General features: G+C 67.6%; 15 protein-coding genes and 1 riboswitch. Of the genes, 7 read left to right on the top strand and 8 right to left on the bottom strand.

Translation table 11 applies throughout. The features are described 5' to 3' along the window. Positions 1–76: 76 nt before the first annotated feature. Together BLR03_RS07765 and BLR03_RS07760 are read right to left on the bottom strand one after the other, a co-directional pair. Positions 77–898 carry a M23 family metallopeptidase gene (locus BLR03_RS07765; protein WP_091251415.1) on the bottom strand — a complete coding sequence of 274 codons (822 nt, stop codon included), beginning with the start codon at positions 896–898 and terminating at the stop codon, positions 77–79. A 4-nt stretch (positions 899–902) separates the two neighbouring features. Next, a riboswitch (cyclic di-AMP (ydaO/yuaA leader) is annotated at positions 903–1,116 on the bottom strand. A gap of 150 nt (positions 1,117–1,266) precedes the next feature. Then, positions 1,267–1,962 (bottom strand): iron-dependent transcriptional repressor DtxR, encoded by a 696-nt coding sequence (locus tag BLR03_RS07760; RefSeq protein WP_091251412.1) that lies wholly within the window; start codon positions 1,960–1,962, stop codon positions 1,267–1,269. 348 nt (positions 1,963–2,310) lie between these two features. Between BLR03_RS07760 and serC the strand changes: the two genes are divergently transcribed. Next, positions 2,311–3,441: a phosphoserine transaminase gene (gene serC, locus BLR03_RS07755; RefSeq protein ID WP_091251411.1), complete on the top strand. Its 1,131-nt coding sequence runs from the start codon at positions 2,311–2,313 to the stop codon at positions 3,439–3,441. Between the two features lie 2 nt (positions 3,442–3,443). Here the strand turns inward: serC and BLR03_RS07750 are convergent, their stop codons facing one another. The 3 genes from BLR03_RS07750 to BLR03_RS07740 are packed head-to-tail and all read right to left on the bottom strand — an operon-like array spanning position 3,444 to position 5,922. Beyond that, entirely contained in the window at positions 3,444–4,835 is a 1,392-nt protein-coding gene (locus BLR03_RS07750) for an MFS transporter (RefSeq protein ID WP_091251409.1), read from the bottom strand. A 44-nt stretch (positions 4,836–4,879) separates the two neighbouring features. Next, positions 4,880–5,530: a DUF3027 domain-containing protein gene (locus BLR03_RS07745; RefSeq protein ID WP_091251407.1), complete on the bottom strand. Its 651-nt coding sequence runs from the start codon at positions 5,528–5,530 to the stop codon at positions 4,880–4,882. Between the two features lie 8 nt (positions 5,531–5,538). Continuing rightward, positions 5,539–5,922 carry a cold-shock protein gene (locus BLR03_RS07740; RefSeq protein ID WP_091251405.1) on the bottom strand — a complete coding sequence of 128 codons (384 nt, stop codon included), beginning with the start codon at positions 5,920–5,922 and terminating at the stop codon, positions 5,539–5,541. 177 nt (positions 5,923–6,099) lie between these two features. On the opposite strand from BLR03_RS07740, the gene BLR03_RS07735 reads away from it, so the two are divergent. From BLR03_RS07735 to BLR03_RS07710, 6 genes are all read left to right on the top strand, one after another. Continuing rightward, positions 6,100–6,333: a hypothetical protein gene (locus BLR03_RS07735; protein ID WP_091251403.1), complete on the top strand. Its 234-nt coding sequence runs from the start codon at positions 6,100–6,102 to the stop codon at positions 6,331–6,333. A 10-nt stretch (positions 6,334–6,343) separates the two neighbouring features. Continuing rightward, the gene (locus tag BLR03_RS07730) at positions 6,344–8,842 is read left to right on the top strand and encodes a helicase-associated domain-containing protein (protein WP_091251401.1); all 2,499 of its coding nucleotides are present in this window, start codon (positions 6,344–6,346) and stop codon (positions 8,840–8,842) included. Continuing rightward, positions 8,839–10,485: a DNA repair helicase XPB gene (locus tag BLR03_RS07725; RefSeq protein WP_091251398.1), complete on the top strand. Its 1,647-nt coding sequence runs from the start codon at positions 8,839–8,841 to the stop codon at positions 10,483–10,485. The genes BLR03_RS07730 and BLR03_RS07725 overlap by 4 nt, the downstream gene beginning before the upstream one ends. Positions 10,486–10,548: 63 nt before the next feature. Beyond that, on the top strand, positions 10,549–11,259 hold the full coding sequence (locus BLR03_RS07720) for a response regulator transcription factor (RefSeq protein WP_091251396.1): 711 nt from the start codon (positions 10,549–10,551) through the stop codon (positions 11,257–11,259). A gap of 2 nt (positions 11,260–11,261) precedes the next feature. Continuing rightward, positions 11,262–12,728 carry a sensor histidine kinase gene (locus tag BLR03_RS07715; RefSeq protein WP_091251395.1) on the top strand — a complete coding sequence of 489 codons (1,467 nt, stop codon included), beginning with the start codon at positions 11,262–11,264 and terminating at the stop codon, positions 12,726–12,728. A 220-nt stretch (positions 12,729–12,948) separates the two neighbouring features. Further along, positions 12,949–13,236, top strand: coding sequence for a WXG100 family type VII secretion target (locus BLR03_RS07710; RefSeq protein ID WP_091251583.1), 288 nt, complete (start codon positions 12,949–12,951; stop codon positions 13,234–13,236). A gap of 37 nt (positions 13,237–13,273) precedes the next feature. Here BLR03_RS07710 and BLR03_RS07705 read toward each other — a convergent pair whose 3' ends face one another. From BLR03_RS07705 to BLR03_RS07695, 3 genes are all read right to left on the bottom strand, one after another. After that, a complete protein-coding gene (locus tag BLR03_RS07705) occupies positions 13,274–14,320 on the bottom strand; it encodes a ribonuclease HI family protein (protein ID WP_091251393.1) in 1,047 nt (348 codons plus the stop codon). 291 nt (positions 14,321–14,611) lie between these two features. Next, a complete protein-coding gene (groL, locus tag BLR03_RS07700; RefSeq protein WP_091251391.1) occupies positions 14,612–16,249 on the bottom strand; it encodes a chaperonin GroEL in 1,638 nt (545 codons plus the stop codon). A 295-nt stretch (positions 16,250–16,544) separates the two neighbouring features. Then, positions 16,545–17,765 carry an ABC transporter substrate-binding protein gene (locus BLR03_RS07695; protein WP_368086953.1) on the bottom strand — a complete coding sequence of 407 codons (1,221 nt, stop codon included), beginning with the start codon at positions 17,763–17,765 and terminating at the stop codon, positions 16,545–16,547. Between the last annotated feature and the right edge of the window lies 1 nt (position 17,766).

Genomic DNA, 17,766 nt, shown 5'->3' with positions numbered 1-17,766 from the left:
CTACAGGACTCCGGACCCAATGTCACATTCAGATCACGGCGTGTCCCGGGAATTTGAGAGTTGTCCATCGTCTTTATTAGAGCCAGCCGAGGGGGTCAACGACGTCGCCGTTGACCATCACTTCAAAGTGGAGGTGGCAGCCCGTGGAGGCGCCGGTGGTCCCGCTCAGCGCGACGATATCGCCGCGGGAGACCTTCTGGCCGACCTTCACCGAGGACGACGACAGGTGGTTGTACGTGGTCTCCAGACCGTTGCCGTGGTCAATGACCACACGGTTGCCGCCGCCGTAGGGGTGCCATCCGTTGAAGGTCACGGTGCCGCTGGCGGCGGCGTGGACCGGCGTGCCGCACTGGGCGGCGAAATCCTGGCCGCGGTGAAACTCCCCCGGACCGCCCGTGATGGGGCTCACACGGTAGCCGAACGGCGATGCCGTGATCAGTTGGTCCAGCGGCGGACCCAGCGTGCCGGCTGAAGCCGCGCGGGTGATGCTGCCGACGGACTGGGCGCTCAGCAGTTGCTTGAGCTTCCCGTCCGGGTCGCCTTTGGTGGCGACGGCCGTCCGGCTGAAATCGAGCTTTGCGGCGGCGGCAGCCGTGACATCCGGCTGCGCTGCGGCCGAGACCGTGCCCGATCCGTCCGCGTTCGAGGCCATGACCGGGCTGGTAACGGGGACCGTCACCGTGAGTACCAGACCAGCCGCGGCCAGTGCGATGCCGGCCTTCTGCCCCACGCCGCTGGCGGCGGCAAAATCCGTTACCTGACGGAACGGACTGCGGCGGCTGCGGCGCTCGTCCCGGTGCGGGTCGCGCGGGCGTTCGGCCGTATACGCGACGCCGGGACGCGGCTCCGGAGCGGGACCGGTTGCGCGGCGACGGCCCCTGGCGGTCTGGGTGGTCAAGAACGGTTCCTCTCTGGAGAGCCTGCGAAGTTAGCTGTCGGATTCGAGTCAGAGAGATCAAAGACCCGGTCCGCCGTTGCAAGCATCCAGCCACAGAGGCATCCGCTGGGGGTCCTCGGTGGAAGCTGCTTGCCGCTGACGGACTTCACCCCAAGGCTGCCGAAGAAGCAGCCGATAGTGGTTCCCCCGCCCCTGCCAGGAGGTGGTTCTGCGACTGATCCGCTGGCAGGGCTCGGCTTCGGATCAGGTAACGCTTTGGTATCGGTACAGGGCACTAACTATAGGCGATTAAGCCGCCCGGTGATAAATCCGTGATCGCGTTTGTGCAGAACTCATGGGTCATCCCATGACGGTGACGTTTTGGCTGGTCAGACGACTGTTACAAAGACATGCGCGGCGACCTCTGGCGGCAACTCCAAGGCGCCCTCGATATCCGGGACCCGGACCGAGATGTACTCCCCCACCCGCTCCAGCGAGACAAGCGCCCCGGGGCGGATTCCGCCCTCGTCGAGTTGGGCCAGAAGCTCCGGTTCCACCTGGATGGGCTCCGCGAGCCGGTTGACCGTGATCCGCGAATCCGCACCGTAGCCGGCCATGGCCTCCAGAAGGTTCACGACGCCGTCCGTGTGGGCCCCCGAGGATGCGCCGCCAAGTTCCGCGAGCCCCGGAATCGGGTTCCCGTAGGGCGAAACGGTCGGGTGGTCGAGCATCTCGAAGATCCTGCGCTCGACGCGCTCACTCATGACGTGCTCCCAGCGGCATGCTTCCTCGTGGACGTAGGCCCAGTCGAGCCCGATCACGTCGGCGAGCAGGCGTTCCGCGAGGCGGTGCTTGCGCATGACGCCGACGGCGCGTTTCCGTCCGGTTTCGGTCAGTTCAAGGTGCCGGTCTCCGGAAACAATCACAAGGCCGTCACGCTCCATGCGGCCGATGGTCTGGGAAACAGTGGGGCCGGAGTGGCGGAGTCGTTCGGCGATGCGGGCGCGGAGGGCGACGATGTTTTCTTCTTCAAGTTCCAGAATGGTCCGGAGATACATCTCCGTGGTATCAATCAGATCCGTCATTCAGCTCAGCTCCTCGAGCGCAGTCCTTGCGTCATTCCCACCGTACCGCGTGCGGGCTGCGTGTAAGGATGCGCCCTGGCGAGATCCGCCGTACGTTCGCAGAACAGCCTAGCCTATTTTGAATTACTCCGGATAATTTTTGGCCCGGACTGCGGATGCTCCCCCGGCGCCCGCCGGCCGGCCCCTCGGGGCCGTCTCAATGACCGGACTATGACAGAGGCTTTTCCGTATCGCCGGGGGCTGTCAGGCAGAATAAAAAAGGCAGAATGACAAGGGGTGTCCGTTGTAGCCGTCCCGGCCAGGCCACCTCCCAGCCACGCTACGAACCAGCCGAAAATTGGAGCCACTGTGAGCGACACCAGCATCACGATCCCCGCCAACCTCCTGCCCAAGGACGGACGGTTCGGCGCCGGCCCGTCCAAGGTCCGACCGGAACAGATGGAGGCCCTCGCAGCGGCGTCGGCAAAGCTGCTGGGGACCTCACACCGCCAGGCACCCGTAAAGAACCTCGTCGGTTCGGTCCGCAATGGCCTCAGCGAGTTCTTCCGCGCCCCGGAGGGCTACGAAGTGATTCTCGGCGTCGGCGGCTCCACCGCATTCTGGGACATTGCCAGCTTTGGACTCGTCGAGACCAAGGCGCAGCACCTGTCCTTCGGAGAATTCGGCTCGAAGTTTGCTTCGGCTACCAACAAGGCGCCGTTCCTCGGCGAATCCTCCATCATCAAGGCCGAGCCCGGCACCCGCCCCACCGCCCACGCCGAGGCCGGCGTCGACGTATACGCGTGGCCGCAGAACGAGACGTCCACCGGCGTGGCCGCCCCCGTCCGGCGCGTAGCGGGCGCCGACGAAGGGTCACTGGTGCTGGTGGACGCGACGTCGGCCGCAGGCGGACTGGATGTGGACGTGGCCGAGTCCGACGTCTACTACTTTGCGCCGCAGAAGAACTTCGCGTCCGACGGCGGCCTGTGGCTTGGCCTGTTCTCCCCGGCGGCGCTGGAGCGGGCGGCTCGGATCAAGGCCAGCAACCGCTGGATCCCCGACTTCCTGGACCTCCAGACCGCAATCGACAACTCCCGGCTGAACCAGACCTACAACACCCCCGCGCTGGCCACCCTGGTCACCCTGGATGCGCAGGTGCAGTGGCTCAACGCCAACGGTGGCTTGGACTTCGCCTCCGCCCGGACCGCGGATTCTGCCGGCCGGATCTACCGCTGGGCCGAGGCGTCCGGCTACGCCACGCCGTTCGTCGCCAAGGCCGAGGACCGCTCCAACGTGATCGCCACGATCGACTTCGACGAATCGATCGACGCCGCGGCCATCGCCAAGGTGCTCCGCGCCAACGGCGTCGTCGACACCGAGCCGTACCGCAAGCTGGGCCGCAACCAGCTGCGCATCGCCACGTTCGTGGCGATCGAACCGGACGATGTCTCGGCGCTGCTTGAGTGCATCGACTTCGTCGTGGCAGAACTCAAGAAGTAGCCTCAGCGTCCGACGGCGTCGTCCCGGCCACGTGCCGGTGCGGCGCCGTCGTCGTTTCCGGGCAGGTTCTCCGGCTGGGCGCCCGGGCCCACGCCGGCTGCACCGGCCCCGGATCCGCCGGCCCCAATTGCGGTGGCGCGGCTTGCCACGCGGAAGTACCGCAGCCCGCGGGCCCGGCGGTTGAAGTGGAGCCGCAGCTGCTTCGCCCGGATGATCCACAGCAGCCCGATCAGGGCCGCGAGCAGGCCGGCAACGGCCGCGACGCCCATGGACCAGCGCGGGCCGGCGATGTTTGCCACCCAGCCGACGAACGGCGCCCCGATGGGCGTTCCGCCCATGAAGATCGCCATGTACAGGGCCATCACGCGGCCTCGCATCACAGGGTCCGTGGTGGTCTGGACGTACCCGTTGGCGCTCGTCATCATGGTGATCGCGAACAGCCCCACCGGCACCAGCGCGACGCCGTACCAGAAGTAGTTCGGAGCCAGGGCGGCGATGCCGGAGGTCACGCCGAACGCCCCGGCTGCCGCGAAGATCACCCGCAGGCGCGGTGTGCCTCGGCCAGCGGATAACAGGGCCCCGGCGACGGAGCCGATCGCCATGATCGAATTCATGAGGCCGAAGGCCCCCGCGTCGAGACCAAATTCGGTGCCCACCATGGCCGCGATGAACAGGGCGAAATTCAGCCCCAGGGTTCCCACGATGAAGATGGCCACGAGCACCACGACAAGGTCGGGACGGTATCTCACATAGCGCAGCCCCTCGCGGATCCTGCCTTTGCCGGCCGCTGCCCGCGGCAGCCGGCGCAGCGATGCCGCCGGGATTTTCGCCAGGCTCAGCAGCAGCGCGGCGAACGTGAGGGTGTTGATGAGGAAGACCCAGCCCGGTCCGACGACGGCCGTGAGCACGCCGGCGACAGCGGGGCCGATCATCCGGGCGACGTTGAAGGAGGCGCTGTTGAGGGCCACGGCGTTGGGGAGGTAGTCGTCCTGGACCAGTTCCGAGACGAAGGTCTGGCGGACGGGGGCATCCAGCGCGGAGACCACGCCGAGCAGCAGGGCGAAGGCGTAGACGTGCCAGAGCTGCGCCGTGCCCGTTATCACGAGGATGCCCAGCCCGGCGCTCAGCAGCGCCATCGCGGACTGGGTCAGGACCAGGAGCCGTTTACGGTTGAAGCGGTCCGCGACCAGTCCGGCCACGGGGGCCAGGAAAAGCTGCGGGCCCAGTTGCAGGGCCATCGTAATGCCTACCGCGCCGGCGTCGTGCGCCGTCAGATGCGCGAACACCAGCCAGTCCTGGGCGGTGCGCTGCATCCAGGTGCCGATGTTGGAAATGAGGGCGCCGACGAACCAGATCCGGTAGTTCAGGATGTGCAGGGATTTGAACGTGGACATCAGGCCCAGCCCTCGCTATGCACTCTCCCGGACGCTTCCAACCGCTAGTCGGCCTCGTCGGTGGAGGGTTCCCGAGCGTCCTCGGCGTCGTACTCGGCGGCGTCTTCTTCGTTGGCGTCCTGCTCGTCGTCGTCCTGCTCGTCGTCATCCTGCTCGCTGGCGGCCTGGGCATCGCCGTCGTGCTGGACGTCGTGCTGGACGTCGTGCTCCGCGTCGTGCCCCTGCGACGGCGCCTGGGCGCCGGGCGCCTCCTCGGCCTCGTCCGTCTGCGCGTCTTCAGGGCGGACCCGTTCAGCCCACGGGACCCAGGCCGGCGCCAGGATCGAGTCTTCCGAGGGCAGCAGGCCGAGCTCGTCGACCGTCACCACTTTGGACCGCGAGTTGCGGGTCAGAACGGCGTACCACTGCCAGCCCAGGTACCCGGGCAGCCTGGATTCGAACAGATGGGTCACCAGGCGGTCTCCTTCGCTGCGGGCACCGAGGTGCTCGCCGATCTGCTCCGCGGGGGCAATGCTTTCCACGGCGGCGCGGGCAACGTCGACGGCGGCGGCCAGGAAGGCGTCAGGCTTGCCGGTGCGCCAGGCCGGCACGCCGGCGCGAGGGCGGGACCCCTGCTTCGGGCCGGTTCCCTTGGATCCGGCCGGCACTTTGGATCCGGCATCCGGCGCCGGCAACTGATCAGGTTCCTGAGTCATCAAGAGCCTTATACGTCCAGCTCGTCGGCAACCTTACGCAGGGCGGCTGCAATCGCCTTGCCCTTGTTGCCTTCCGGGTACTTGCCCGCGGACAGGGTTCCGGACAGGTTGTCCAGCACGCTGACGAGGTCCTGGACCAGCGGGGCAAGGTCCTTGGCGCTGGGCCGCTTTGCTTTGGCGATGGACGGCGTCTTGTCCAGCACCCGCAGGCCGAGGGCCTGGGCCCCCTTGCGGCCGTCGGCTACCCCAAATTCAACGCGCGTTCCGGCCTTGAGGTCCGTGACGCCCTCGGGCAGCGCGGACTTGGGCAGGAAGACTTCCTGGCCGTCCTCGCCAGCGAGGAATCCGAAGCCTTTTTCCTTGTCATACCACTTGACCTTGCCGGTAGGCACGTAATCAACCTTCTTCGTTCTGCGGGGACACGGCCGGCGGTCACCGCATCCGCATGGATACGCGGGTTCAGGGTATGACTGCCCGGACCGTGTTGGTCTGTATCTCCAAGGTTATCCTGCCTTGTTCACTTTAGCGGCGTGAGGCGCGGGCGAGGCCGGACTGTTAGCGTTGCCCTCATGACACTGACGCGTTACCGGCGGCCCTTCATGATCCTTGCGGCCGCCATTGCCGTGCTGTCCCTCGTCGCCGTCGGCGCTGTCATGGCCCTGGCGTTCAACCATGTCGTGGCGCCCGTCTGGATTACCTCGGTGGCCCTCTACGGGCTCCCGGTGGCATTTCTGCTCATGCTCGCCCTAGTTGTCGACGCGGCGGTCGCCCGGCGCCGCCCGCGCGGGCCCGGCGAAAGGTAACGTTGGACCGATGTCCCTCATCCGCGCGCTCAGCAAGGAACTTCAGGCACGAAGCGACGACTCGTTGCGGGCCCTGTTCTCCGCGCGGCCGGACCTGATCTCTCCCGGCGTCCCGGACTTCGCCGCCCTGGCCGCCCGCGCCAGCGGACGAGTCAGCGTGCAACGGGCACTCGAGCGGCTCAACCGTCCGCAGATGCAGGTGCTGGAAACCCTGCACCTGTGCACCAACGCCGATACCGGACACAGCGCATCGGCGGCAACGCTGAAGAAACTGATCAATGGCTCCTCGGTTGCCGCGATCGACCGACTGCTCCATTCCCTGCAGGAACTGGCCCTCGTCCACCGCACCGATCCACCGCACGGCGCGACTCCCGCCGCCGCCAAGGCACGGCACTACCTCCCCGTCGGCAGCCTCAAGGATGTGATCGGCATCTACCCTGCCGGCCTGGGACGCAGCTACACCGAGCTCGTGCGGCTCCAGCCGGCTTTTGCGCAGCGCGTGGTGCAGCTGGTGGGGGAACTGCACCGTAGCGGGGCATCCATCGCGCCCGCCACGACGCCGATGGAAGCGGCCCTGGCGCTGCAGCACTGGACGGCAACACCGGAGTCAGTCCAGGACATCCTGGCCAGCGCGCCGGAACGCACGTCCGCGCTGCTGGCCCGGTTCGGCAACTGGGCCATGGGCGCCGTTCCGCAGGCGCAACGCCGCGCCACAGTGCTCCACGAAAGCTCCGACGTCGGCCCTGTGGACTGGCTGCTGGCGCGGGGCCTGCTGGTGCCGCTGGACGCCGCGCACGTCGAGCTGCCGCACAGCGTGGGCGTGTCGCTGCGTGGCGGGTTTGTCATTGAGGACTTCTCCCTCGTGCCGCCCGTACCCCGGCTGGGCCTTACAAGCGCCGGGCTGCGCCGCAACGCCGCGCTGGGCGCGATCGCGGAGACGCTGCGGCTCGTGGGCGAAGTGCTGTACACCGTGCGTGAGCAGCCCCTGGCGACGCTGCGCAGCGGGGGCGTCGGGGTACGGGAGATGAAGCGGCTGGCCGATTCGCTGCGGATCGGCGTGCAGGAGGCCGGGGTGCTCGCGGAACTCTGCGGCATGGCAGGCCTGCTCCGGCTGGATGTCGACAGCTCCGCGTGGGTGCAGCCGCCGCAGCTGGAGTGGCTGGCGCTTCCCCGGCAGGAACAATGGCTGTGGCTAGTCAACGCCTGGCTGGCCAGCGAGCGCGCCCCCTCGCTCGTGGGACAGCCCGTGAATGCTGCAGCTCCGGGCCCGGCCGGCCACCGGGGCATGGCCGGGACCACCATCAACGCGCTCTCGGCCGAGGCACAGCGGCCCGACGCTCCGGTGGTCCGCAAACGGGTCCTGGAAATCCTAAACGAACTCACCCTGGAGGCCGCGGCCCCCGACGGGCAGGCGCCCGTCCTGGATGCCAGCGCCGTGCTGGCGCGGGCCGAATGGACCCAGCCCCGGATGGCCCGCCGGTTCAGCTCGCTGATCCGCGGCATCCTCATGGAGGCAGAGATGCTGGGCCTCATCGGTTCCGGCGCGCTCAGCCAGCTTGGCGCCGCCATCGCCGCCGAGCGGCCGGATGATGCCCTCGGAATCCTGGGCGAACACCTGCCGGCAGCCCTGCAGCACATACTGCTGCAGGCGGACCTGACCGCGGTGGCCCCCGGCTATCTCGACCCCGAACTGAGTGACCGGCTCCTCACCATGGCAGTGGCCGAGGGGCAGGGACCGGCAACCATCTACCGGTTCTCCGTTGCTTCGGTCCGCCGGGCCCTTGACGCCGGTCAGGACGCAGCGGCGATCCTGGAGTTCCTGCACCGGCATTCAGCCACGGCCATCCCCCAGCCACTGCAGTACCTCATCGAGGACACCGCCGCCCGCCACTCCCGGCTCCGGGTCGGGGCTGCGGCGAGCTTCATCCAGAGCGAGGACGAGACGGCCCTGCTGGATCTGCTCAATGCCCCGGCCGCCGCCGGCCTCGGGCTGGTGCGGATCGCGCCCACGGTCGTCATCTCGCACGCCGCACCGCGGGATACCGCCCAGGTGCTCAAGGGCCTGGGCCTGTCCCCCGTGCTGGAGGACGCATCGTCCGCCGTCGTCCGGCTGCGCCGCAGCACCCCGGTTTCCGGCGGCGGCCGGCCGGTCTATACGGCCCCGCGCACGGCTCCGCCGGAGGCGGACATCGACGCCCAGCTGGCCGTGCTGCGCAGCGACGGGACCCGCGCCCCGGGCGCTGCCGGAGCTCACCCGCCGGCGGCTGCCCCGGGCAGCGAGGAGGCGACCCAGCTGGGGCTGGAAACCCTGCTGAAGGCGATCCGCCTCAAGCAGCGGGTGGTCATGAACGTTGTGGACGGCATGGGGAATGCCAGCCGCGAGTGCGTTGTTCCGGTAGCAGTGAATGGTGGGCGTGTCCGGGTGTTCGATCCTGACAAGGAGACCGAGCGGGTCTTGTCCATCCACCGGATTATCGACGTAGAAGCCACAGAGGAATTGCTCCAGTGAATGACGGGCCCCTGATCGTCCAGAGTGACAAGACCATCCTGCTGGAGGTCGACCATGAACTCGCAACAGAGGCCCGGCACGCCATCGCGGCGTTCGCCGAGCTGGAACGGGCCCCGGAGCATGTGCACAGCTACCGGTTGACGCCGCTGGGGCTGTGGAATGCCCGGGCAGCAGGGCTGGACGCCGAAAAGGTGCTGGACACGCTGCTCAAGTACTCCCGGTTCCCGGTGCCGCACTCCCTGCTGATCGACGTCGAAGAGACCATGTCCCGGTACGGCCGGCTCCGGCTGGAAAAGGACCCGCAGCACGGCCTGGTGATGCGCACGTCCGACTATCCGGTGCTCGAAGAGGTCAGCCGGGCTAAGAAGATCGCCCCGCTGCTCGGGCCGCGGATCGACGGCGAGACGGTGGTGGTGCATTCCTCCCAGCGCGGGCAGCTCAAGCAACTGCTGCTCAAGATCGGTTGGCCGGCCGAGGACCTGGCCGGCTACGTCGACGGCACGCCGCACCCGATCATGCTCAACGAATCCGGCTGGAAGCTCCGCCCCTACCAGAGGCTGGCAACGGAGAACTTCTGGGCCGGCGGCAGCGGCGTCGTCGTGCTCCCCTGCGGCGCCGGCAAAACGCTGGTGGGTGCGGCCGCCATGGCCACCAGCTCCACCACCACCCTGATCCTGGTGACCAACACCGTCTCGGCCCGGCAGTGGAAGGACGAGCTCCTCAAGCGCACGTCCCTGACCGAGGAGGAGATCGGCGAGTACTCCGGCTCCGTCAAGGAAGTCCGGCCGGTCACGATCGCCACCTACCAGGTCCTGACCACGAAGCGCGGCGGGCTGTACCCGCATCTGGAGCTCGTGGACGGCAACGACTGGGGCCTGATCATCTACGACGAGGTCCACCTGCTGCCCGCGCCCATCTTTCGCATGACGGCGGACCTGCAGGCCCGGCGCCGGCTGGGACTCACCGCCACCTTGGTGCGGGAGGACGGCCGGGAGGGCGAGGTCTTCAGCCTCATCGGCCCGAAACGTTACGACGCGCCGTGGAAGGACATCGAGGCGCAGGGCTACATCGCGCCCGCGGACTGCGTCGAGGTCCGGATCGACCTGCCCCGCGACGAACGCGTGGCCTACGCCATGGCCGAGGACGCCGACAAGTACCGCCTGTGCGCGACCTCGGAGACGAAGACCCGCGTGGTGGAAGAACTCGTCGCCGAACACGCCGGCGAACAGCTGCTGGTGATCGGGCAGTACATCGATCAGCTCGACGAGATCGGCGAGCGCCTCAACGCGCCCGTGATCAAGGGCGACACCACGGTCAAGGAGCGCCAGCGCCTCTTTGACGCGTTCCGTTCGGGCGAGGTGCAGACCCTGGTGGTGTCCAAGGTGGCCAACTTCTCCATCGATCTGCCCGAGGCATCCGTGGCGATTCAGGTCTCGGGCTCCTTCGGCTCCCGCCAGGAAGAGGCCCAGCGCCTGGGCCGGCTGCTGCGGCCCAAGAAGGACGGCCGCGCCGCCCGGTTCTACTCGCTCGTGGCCCGGGACACCCTGGATCAGGACTTCGCCGCGAAACGGCAGCGCTTCCTGGCCGAACAGGGTTACGCCTACCGGATCATGGACGCCAACGACGTCGGCACCGCCGGTTGACGGCCCATGCAACACCCATCTTTCATTCAGAAAACTCCCAGAGTCTGGGAGCATCATGGGAACATGAAGAAGAACGGTCCCGAAGCCAAGCTGCTCGTCGTCGATGATGAACCCAACATCCGTGAGCTGCTGTCAACGTCCCTGCGTTTTGCAGGTTTTGAAGTTGTCTCAGCCGGCAGCGGGCGCGAGGCACTGGCCGCCGCGGAGGAGCACGCCCCCGATCTGGCAGTCCTCGACGTCATGCTGCCGGACATGGACGGCTTCACCGTCACCCGGCGCCTGCGCGCCGCCGGCAAGCACTTCCCCGTCCTGTTCCTCACGGCCAAGGACGACACTGAAGACAAAGTCACCGGCCTGACCGTGGGCGGCGACGACTACGTCACCAAGCCCTTCAGCCTCGACGAGGTGGTGGCCCGCATCCGCGCCGTGCTCCGGCGCACGCAGCCCCAGGTCGACGACGACGCCGTGATCCGGGTCGATGACCTCCAGCTCGACGACGACGCCCACGAGGTCCGCCGCGGCGGGACCGTGATCGAGCTGTCCCCCACCGAGTTCAAGCTCCTGCGCTACCTCATGCTCAACCCGAACCGAGTCCTGTCCAAGGCCCAGATCCTGGACCACGTCTGGGAGTACGACTTCAACGGCGATGCCTCCATCGTGGAGTCCTACATCTCCTACCTCCGCCGCAAGGTGGACATCGATCCCGACGCCCCGGCACTGATCCAGACCAAGCGCGGCGTCGGCTACGTCCTGCGGACAGCGGAGAAGCGCTGACCTTGCTGTACCGCTGGAAGTCGGCGTCGCTGCGGTCGCAGCTCGTGGCCATCATGATGGCCCTCATGCTCGTGGCCCTTACGGCCACGGGTGCGGGCACGCTGACCCTGCTGCACAGCTTCCTGCAGGGCCAGGTGGATGACAAGCTCCGGGCCGCCGTCGATTCCGCGCGCCAGCAGCAGTCCTTCAGCCAGCTGCAGGAAACCACCTCCACCGTTCCCACCGACTATTCGCTGATGCTTTTCAGCCCGGGCGCCCCGCCTTACACGTTTGGCGGCGACAAGGACTCCCACCCCGCCATCAAGACTTTCTCCACGGTCGAGGCCCGGGAACGCCAGCAGGCGCCCTTCCAGGTGCGCGGCACCGAAGGCGGCAACTGGAGGGTCGTGGCGGTCAACGTGGTGGACAACAACCAGCGCAGCGCCGTCGTCGTCATCGGCCTGCCCCTGGACCCCGTCGATTCCGTGATGGAACACGCCGCCCTGGTGGTCGTGGGGGTGGGCCTGCTGACGCTTGTCCTGGCATTCTTCATCGCCACATGGACCGTCTCGCGGTCGTTCCGCCCGCTGGCTCGGGTGGAGAAGACGGCCGCCGCCATCGCCGCCGGAGACTTGTCCCGGCGTGTGGAGGTTGAAAACCCGGGCACTGAGGTGGGCCGGCTTGGGAGTTCGCTCAATGCCATGCTCGCGCACATCGAAACAGCGTTCGCCGCCCGGATGGCTTCCGAGGCCAAGATGCGGCGCTTCGCGGCCGACGCCTCGCACGAACTGCGCACCCCGCTGGTGACCATCCGGGGATTCTCCGAGCTCTACCGGCACGGCGCGCTGTCCACGCCGGAAGACGTGGCCACTGCGATGGGACGGATCGAGAGCGAAGCCAAGCGCATGGGGGCCATGGTCGAGGACCTTCTGCTGCTCGCGAGAATCGACGAACAGCGCCCGCTGCAGCAGAAACCGGCGGATCTGCTGCTCCTGGCCAACGATGCCGTGGTGGACACCCAGGCCAGCGACCGCAGCCGCACCATCACCCTCACCGGACTCGACGGAGCTGCTCCGGCTGCTGCCCCGGTCCTGGGCGATGAAGCCAAGCTGCGGCAGGTGGTGAGCAACCTGGTCGGCAATGCCCTGCGGTATACGCCGGAGGGCAGCCCCATCGAGATTGGCGTCGGGGTCCGGACCGCGCCGGACGGCGCACGGCACTCCGTAATCGAGGTCCGAGACCACGGACCCGGCGTCCCGGATGAGGAGGCGGCCCGGATCTTCGAGCGCTTCTACCGGGCGGATACGTCGCGGACCCGGGAAACCGGCGGCAGCGGACTCGGCCTGGCCATCGTGGCCGCCATCATCGGCGCGCATGCCGGGTCCGTGCGGGTCGAAAAGACCGACGGCGGCGGCGCCACGCTGGTGGCCAGCATCCCGTTCCTGGACGAAGACGCCACGGCATTGTCTGCGCCGGAGTTGTCCACATAGGAGCCGACGGCGGTGTCCGCCCGGTGCGCTGCCTGCCTACGCTCAAGGTGTCCGGAAGATCCGGATGAGGCAGACAGTCCCTGCAAGCTTGTCCAGCAAGACTGTCCGGCAACGCTGTCCAGAAAGAAGTCACGTCAGTAGATTACGGCTGGCTCTTGGCGCTGGTCCGCAGGTTGCCGGGTCCCTGCTGCCTCCTTCGAACATTCGAGAGGGCATGGCCATGAGCATCATCTCCGTCGATACGGAACTCCTCCAGCTGAAATCCGCCAACGTGAAGGCCACGGTGGAGCGGATCAGCGCGGACGTCCACGCCATGAAACACGGGCTGGACGAACTCCAGGGCAGCTGGCGCGGCTCCGCGGCGACGAACTTCCAGAACCTGGTCGCCGAGTGGGCGCTGACCCAAGGCAGGGTCGAAGCCTCCCTGGCGTCCATCAACCTGGCACTGAATTCGGCAGCCGCCACCTATGACCAGGCAGAGCTTGGGAACGTGCAGCGCTTCACCTGATCCTCCCGGGGCCGGGTCAGGCCTTCCCGGGGCCGGGTCAGGCCTCGGGGGTGCCCTGGTGGAAGCGCAACCGCCACTGTGCGCCGTCAAGGACCCACAGGGAGCTGCGCAAGGCTGATCCGTCGCGCGTGTGGCTGCGGTACGTCAGGAGCACTGTCTTCTCTCCCAGCCGGTCCGCGCCCAGCAGCTCCAGCTCGGCGGGGCCGCCCGGGTTGTCCTCCAGGGCCATCATCATGGCGTCGCGGGTCCAGATGCGTCCGGAGCTGCCGATTTCGGTGAAGTCGGGGTGGAGCAGGACTGCTGTGCGGCCCAAGTCCGCCCGGGTTTCCGGTTGGAGCAGTTCCCGCTCGAGCGACTCGACCACTGCTTCGGGGCTGGTCTCCGCCAAGCCTGCGGCCGATTCTTCCTCGAGTTCGCTGAAGAGGTCCGGCTCTTCGAAGACGCCTGGTGCGCCGAAGAGTTCCTGTTGGCCGGAGGGAGCCGCGGACTGGCTCGGCCGCATGCCCTGCTGCGGGGCCGCCGCCCGGGACACCGGGGCCGCGGCTGCCCGCGCTGCCTGCGGGGCTGCCTGCGGCGTCGCAGAGCCCGCGGGGGCCGCCGGCGGCGCCCCGACTGCCGCTGTCCCGAATCCGGGACCCTGCCGGACGGCCACGCCTTGCTGGTACGCCGTGGCAGCTGCCCGGGCGCGGTCGTCTGCCGCTTCGTTGAGCTCGTGGCCTGCATGGCCCCGCACCCATTCGAAGGTGTACCTACGGCCTACGAGGGCCTGGTCGATGTCTTTGAGGAGGTCGACGTTCAGCACCGGCTTGCCGTCCGCCTTGCGCCAGCCTTTGCGCTTCCAGCCGGGCATCCACTTGGTCACGGCGTTGATGACGTACTGGCTGTCGCAGAGGATGAGGAGGTCTTCGGCGGGCACATGAGCCGTGGCCCGGAACAGGTCCAGCACCGCCATCAACTCGCCCTGGTTGTTGGTGCCGTGGGGCCATCCGCCGGCGCGCCAGCAGTCGTCATTCACGTACCAGGCCCAGCCGGCCGGGCCGGGATTTCCTAAGGCCGAACCGTCGGCCGCTGCTGTAATCGTCACTGATCTATCCTGCCAGACCCCGCCGACGTCCACCGACGCCCCTCACCTCGGCACCAAACCACCCGATGCCCCCTCACATCCTTCCTCCACCACGCAACGCTCCCTTACCGCCCGTCCTCAGCAGAGCAGTCGCGTGATCACCGTGATATCTGAGGCAGCGTCGGCTGGATCAGAGCCTTAAGTGAGGGAGGGTGCCTGGGCGGGGATGTGCTTAACCGACGACGGCGGCCCCACCCGAAGGTGGGACCGCCGTCGTTGAACGATTAGTTCAGGTGGCTGGAAGCCGGGTGGTTAGAAACCGCCCATGCCGCCCATGCCGCCCATGTCGTCGCCGCCGCCCATAGCCGGGGAGTTCTTCTCCGGCTTGTCGGCCACAACGGCCTCGGTGGTCAGGAACAGACCGGCGATGGAAGCCGCGTTCTGCAGGGCAGAGCGGGTTACCTTGACCGGGTCGTTGATGCCAGCGGCCAGCAGGTCGACGTACTCGCCGGTGGCTGCGTTGAGGCCGTGGCCTGCGGGCAGGCCGCGGACCTTGTCCACCACGACGCCGGGCTCGAGGCCGGCGTTGAAGGCGATCTGCTTCAACGGGGCGTCGATGGCAACGCGGACGATGTTCGCACCGGTTGCTTCGTCACCGGAGAGCTGCAGGTTCGCGAATGCCTTGGCACCGGCCTGGATCAGGGCAACGCCACCGCCGGCGACGATGCCCTCTTCAACAGCGGCCTTGGCGTTGCGGACAGCGTCCTCAATGCGGTGCTTGCGTTCCTTGAGCTCGACCTCGGTTGCGGCACCGGCCTTGATGACTGCAACGCCACCGGCCAGCTTGGCCAGACGCTCCTGCAGCTTCTCGCGGTCGTAGTCGGAATCCGAGTTCTCGATCTCGGCGCGGATCTGGGACACGCGGCCGGCGATCTGGTCGGCGTCGCCAGCACCCTCAACAATGGTGGTCTCGTCCTTGGTGACAACAACCTTGCGGGCCTTGCCGAGGAGTTCGAGTCCGGCGGTCTCAAGCTTGAGGCCGACTTCCTCGGAGATGACCTGGCCACCGGTGAGGATGGCGATGTCAGCCAGCTGCGCCTTGCGGCGGTCGCCGAAGCCCGGAGCCTTGACGGCAACGGACTTGAAGGTGCCGCGGATCTTGTTGACGATCAGGGTGGCCAGGGCCTCGCCCTCGATGTCTTCGGCAATGATCAGCAGCGGCTTGTTGGACTGCATGACCTTTTCGAGGACAGCAACCAGTTCCTTGACGTTGGAGATCTTGGAGTTGACGATCAGGATGTAGGGATCCTCAAGGACCGTTTCCTGGCGCTCGGCGTCGGTAACGAAGTAAGCGGAGATGTAGCCCTTGTCGAAGCGCATGCCTTCGGTGAGCTCCAGCTCGAGGCCGAACGTGTTCGACTCCTCGACCGTGATGACGCCTTCCTTGCCGACCTTGTCGAGGGCTTCGGCGATCAGGGCGCCGATCTCGTTGTCGCCAGCAGAGATGGACGCGGTGGCGGCGATCTCTTCCTTGGTCTCGATTTCCTTGGCGGAGGCCAGGAGCTCGCGGGTGACGGCTTCGACGGCTTTCTCGATGCCGCGCTTGAGGGACAGCGGGTCAGCGCCGGCCGCGACGTTGCGCAGGCCTTCCTTGACCAGGGCCTGAGCCAGCACGGTGGCCGTGGTGGTGCCGTCGCCAGCGACGTCATCCGTCTTCTTGGCAACTTCCTTGACCAGCTCGGCGCCGATCTTCTCGTAAGGATCGTCCAGCTCGATCTCCTTGGCGATGGAAACACCATCGTTGGTGATCGTGGGGGCGCCCCACTTCTTTTCGAGGACGACGTTGCGTCCCCGCGGGCCGAGGGTGACCTTGACGGCGTCGGCGAGGATATTCAGGCCCCGCTCAAGACCGCGGCGTGCCTCTTCATCAAATGCAATGATCTTGGCCATAACGGCAGTAGTCCTTTCGGGACAGTCGTTAAGAATGAACCTTCGCTGCGGTGCCCGCGACGGACAATCCCAACCCGGCGGCCTCTGTATGCCGCTGGGTCCGGGATCTCACCCCAGCAAGGTGTTTCTTTAGCTCCTGGACCGGCCGCCTCACTTCGCGGCCGGGCGGACCGGGCGTCGTGTTAGCAGTCAGTGCGCTGGAGTGCTAACTCAATAATTAGCACTCCCCCGGGGAGAGTGCAAGCAGTGGCCGGCCCGAACCGCCCGCCACGCGGGCCCAATACGCTACGAGCGATCAGCCGCCGTTGCTGCTGGCGGTCTCCGTGCCGCTCATCTTGGCCATGTTGTCCTCGCCGTAGGTGTAGACCACGTAGTTCGCCTGGGTGATGTCCCCATGGGAGTCGAAGCTGATCCGTCCAGACTGGCCGTCGTAGTCCGGACGCTGCCCTGCCCGCAGCGCGTCTTCACAGTCCCTGTAGCTCGTGCACACCTTGCTGGCGGCCGGGCTGGCGGCCTGGCCGTCTGCTGCCGCGGCGCCGCCGGAGACGGGGACGAGGGACGCCGCGATGGAGGTTCCGGCGTCGTCCTCTGCCGCGGCGGCAGCGACGGCGGCCAGGATGACGGCGTCGTACGTCTCGGCGGCGAACGTCATGTCCTTCAGACCGGGATCTACCGCCACGAGGTCCGCCTGGAATGCGGCAGAGGGGAAGACACCGGGCAGGATCCCGCGCGCGCCGTCAAGGGCGCGAGCGCCCAGCCCGGAGCCGTACTGGTTGACTGCTCCGTCGCTGAGGACGAGTTTCTTCCCTGCAAGGCCGGCGTTGTTCAGTTCGGCGATGGCACCCTGGGCGCCATCGCGCGCGACCAGGACCACGGCGTCGGGATTCGCGGCTTTCGCGGCGGCAGCAGCTTGTTGCGCCTGGCCCGGTTTGAACTCCGCGTCCGCCACGGTGTCCATGCCGGACTGCTTGGCCGCACTGTCGACGGCGGCAGCGACGTCCTTGCCGTAGTCACCTGCCTCGTGCAGGACCGCCAGGGTCTTGGCGCCGCCGTCTTTGGCCAGCTTGGCCAGGACGGACGCCTGGGCGACGTCTGCCGCCGCGGTGCGGAAGTAGTAGCCGCCGCTCTTGTAGTTGCTGAGCCCGCTGGCAGAGTTGGCCGGCGAAATGAGCGCTACCTTGGCGTTGGACAGCACGTCAATGGCGGCGGGGGCACGGCTGGAATCGGTGGGACCGATCACGACGTCGGCCTTGGCGGCCACGAGCGCTTTGGCCTGGGCGGCGGTGTCCGTACTGATGGTTTCCGGCAGCAGCTCCACGGGTTTGCCTTTGTGGCCGCCGGCGGCGTTGATGTCCCTGACGGCAAGCTGCGCGGCCGCAAGCTGGGGGGCGTTGAGGAAGTTCTGCCGCCCGGTGTTGTCCAGGATCAGGCCGATGCGCAGGGTACCGTCGCCGCTGGCATCGGCGCTGGCCACGCGGGCGCTGCCCGCCGGCCCCAGGCAGCCTGTCAGTGCCAAG

Origin of the sequence: Arthrobacter sp. ok909 (assembly GCF_900104405.1) — a bacterium.
GTDB classification, from domain to species: domain Bacteria; phylum Actinomycetota; class Actinomycetes; order Actinomycetales; family Micrococcaceae; genus Arthrobacter; species Arthrobacter humicola.
This window is presented reverse-complemented; position numbering and strand designations above follow the sequence as displayed.

Coding starts and splice junctions, on each gene's coding strand:
- BLR03_RS07760 (WP_091251412.1), bottom strand. CDS start 1,962: ATGACGGATCTGATTGATACCACGGAGATGTATCTCCGGACCATTCTG.
- BLR03_RS07750 (WP_091251409.1), bottom strand. CDS start 4,835: ATGTCCACGTTCAAATCCCTGCACATCCTGAACTACCGGATCTGGTTC.
- BLR03_RS07745 (WP_091251407.1), bottom strand. CDS start 5,530: ATGACTCAGGAACCTGATCAGTTGCCGGCGCCGGATGCCGGATCCAAA.
- BLR03_RS07735 (WP_091251403.1), top strand. CDS start 6,100: ATGACACTGACGCGTTACCGGCGGCCCTTCATGATCCTTGCGGCCGCC.
- BLR03_RS07730 (WP_091251401.1), top strand. CDS start 6,344: ATGTCCCTCATCCGCGCGCTCAGCAAGGAACTTCAGGCACGAAGCGAC.
- BLR03_RS07720 (WP_091251396.1), top strand. CDS start 10,549: ATGAAGAAGAACGGTCCCGAAGCCAAGCTGCTCGTCGTCGATGATGAA.
- BLR03_RS07710 (WP_091251583.1), top strand. CDS start 12,949: ATGAGCATCATCTCCGTCGATACGGAACTCCTCCAGCTGAAATCCGCC.
- groL (WP_091251391.1), bottom strand. CDS start 16,249: ATGGCCAAGATCATTGCATTTGATGAAGAGGCACGCCGCGGTCTTGAG.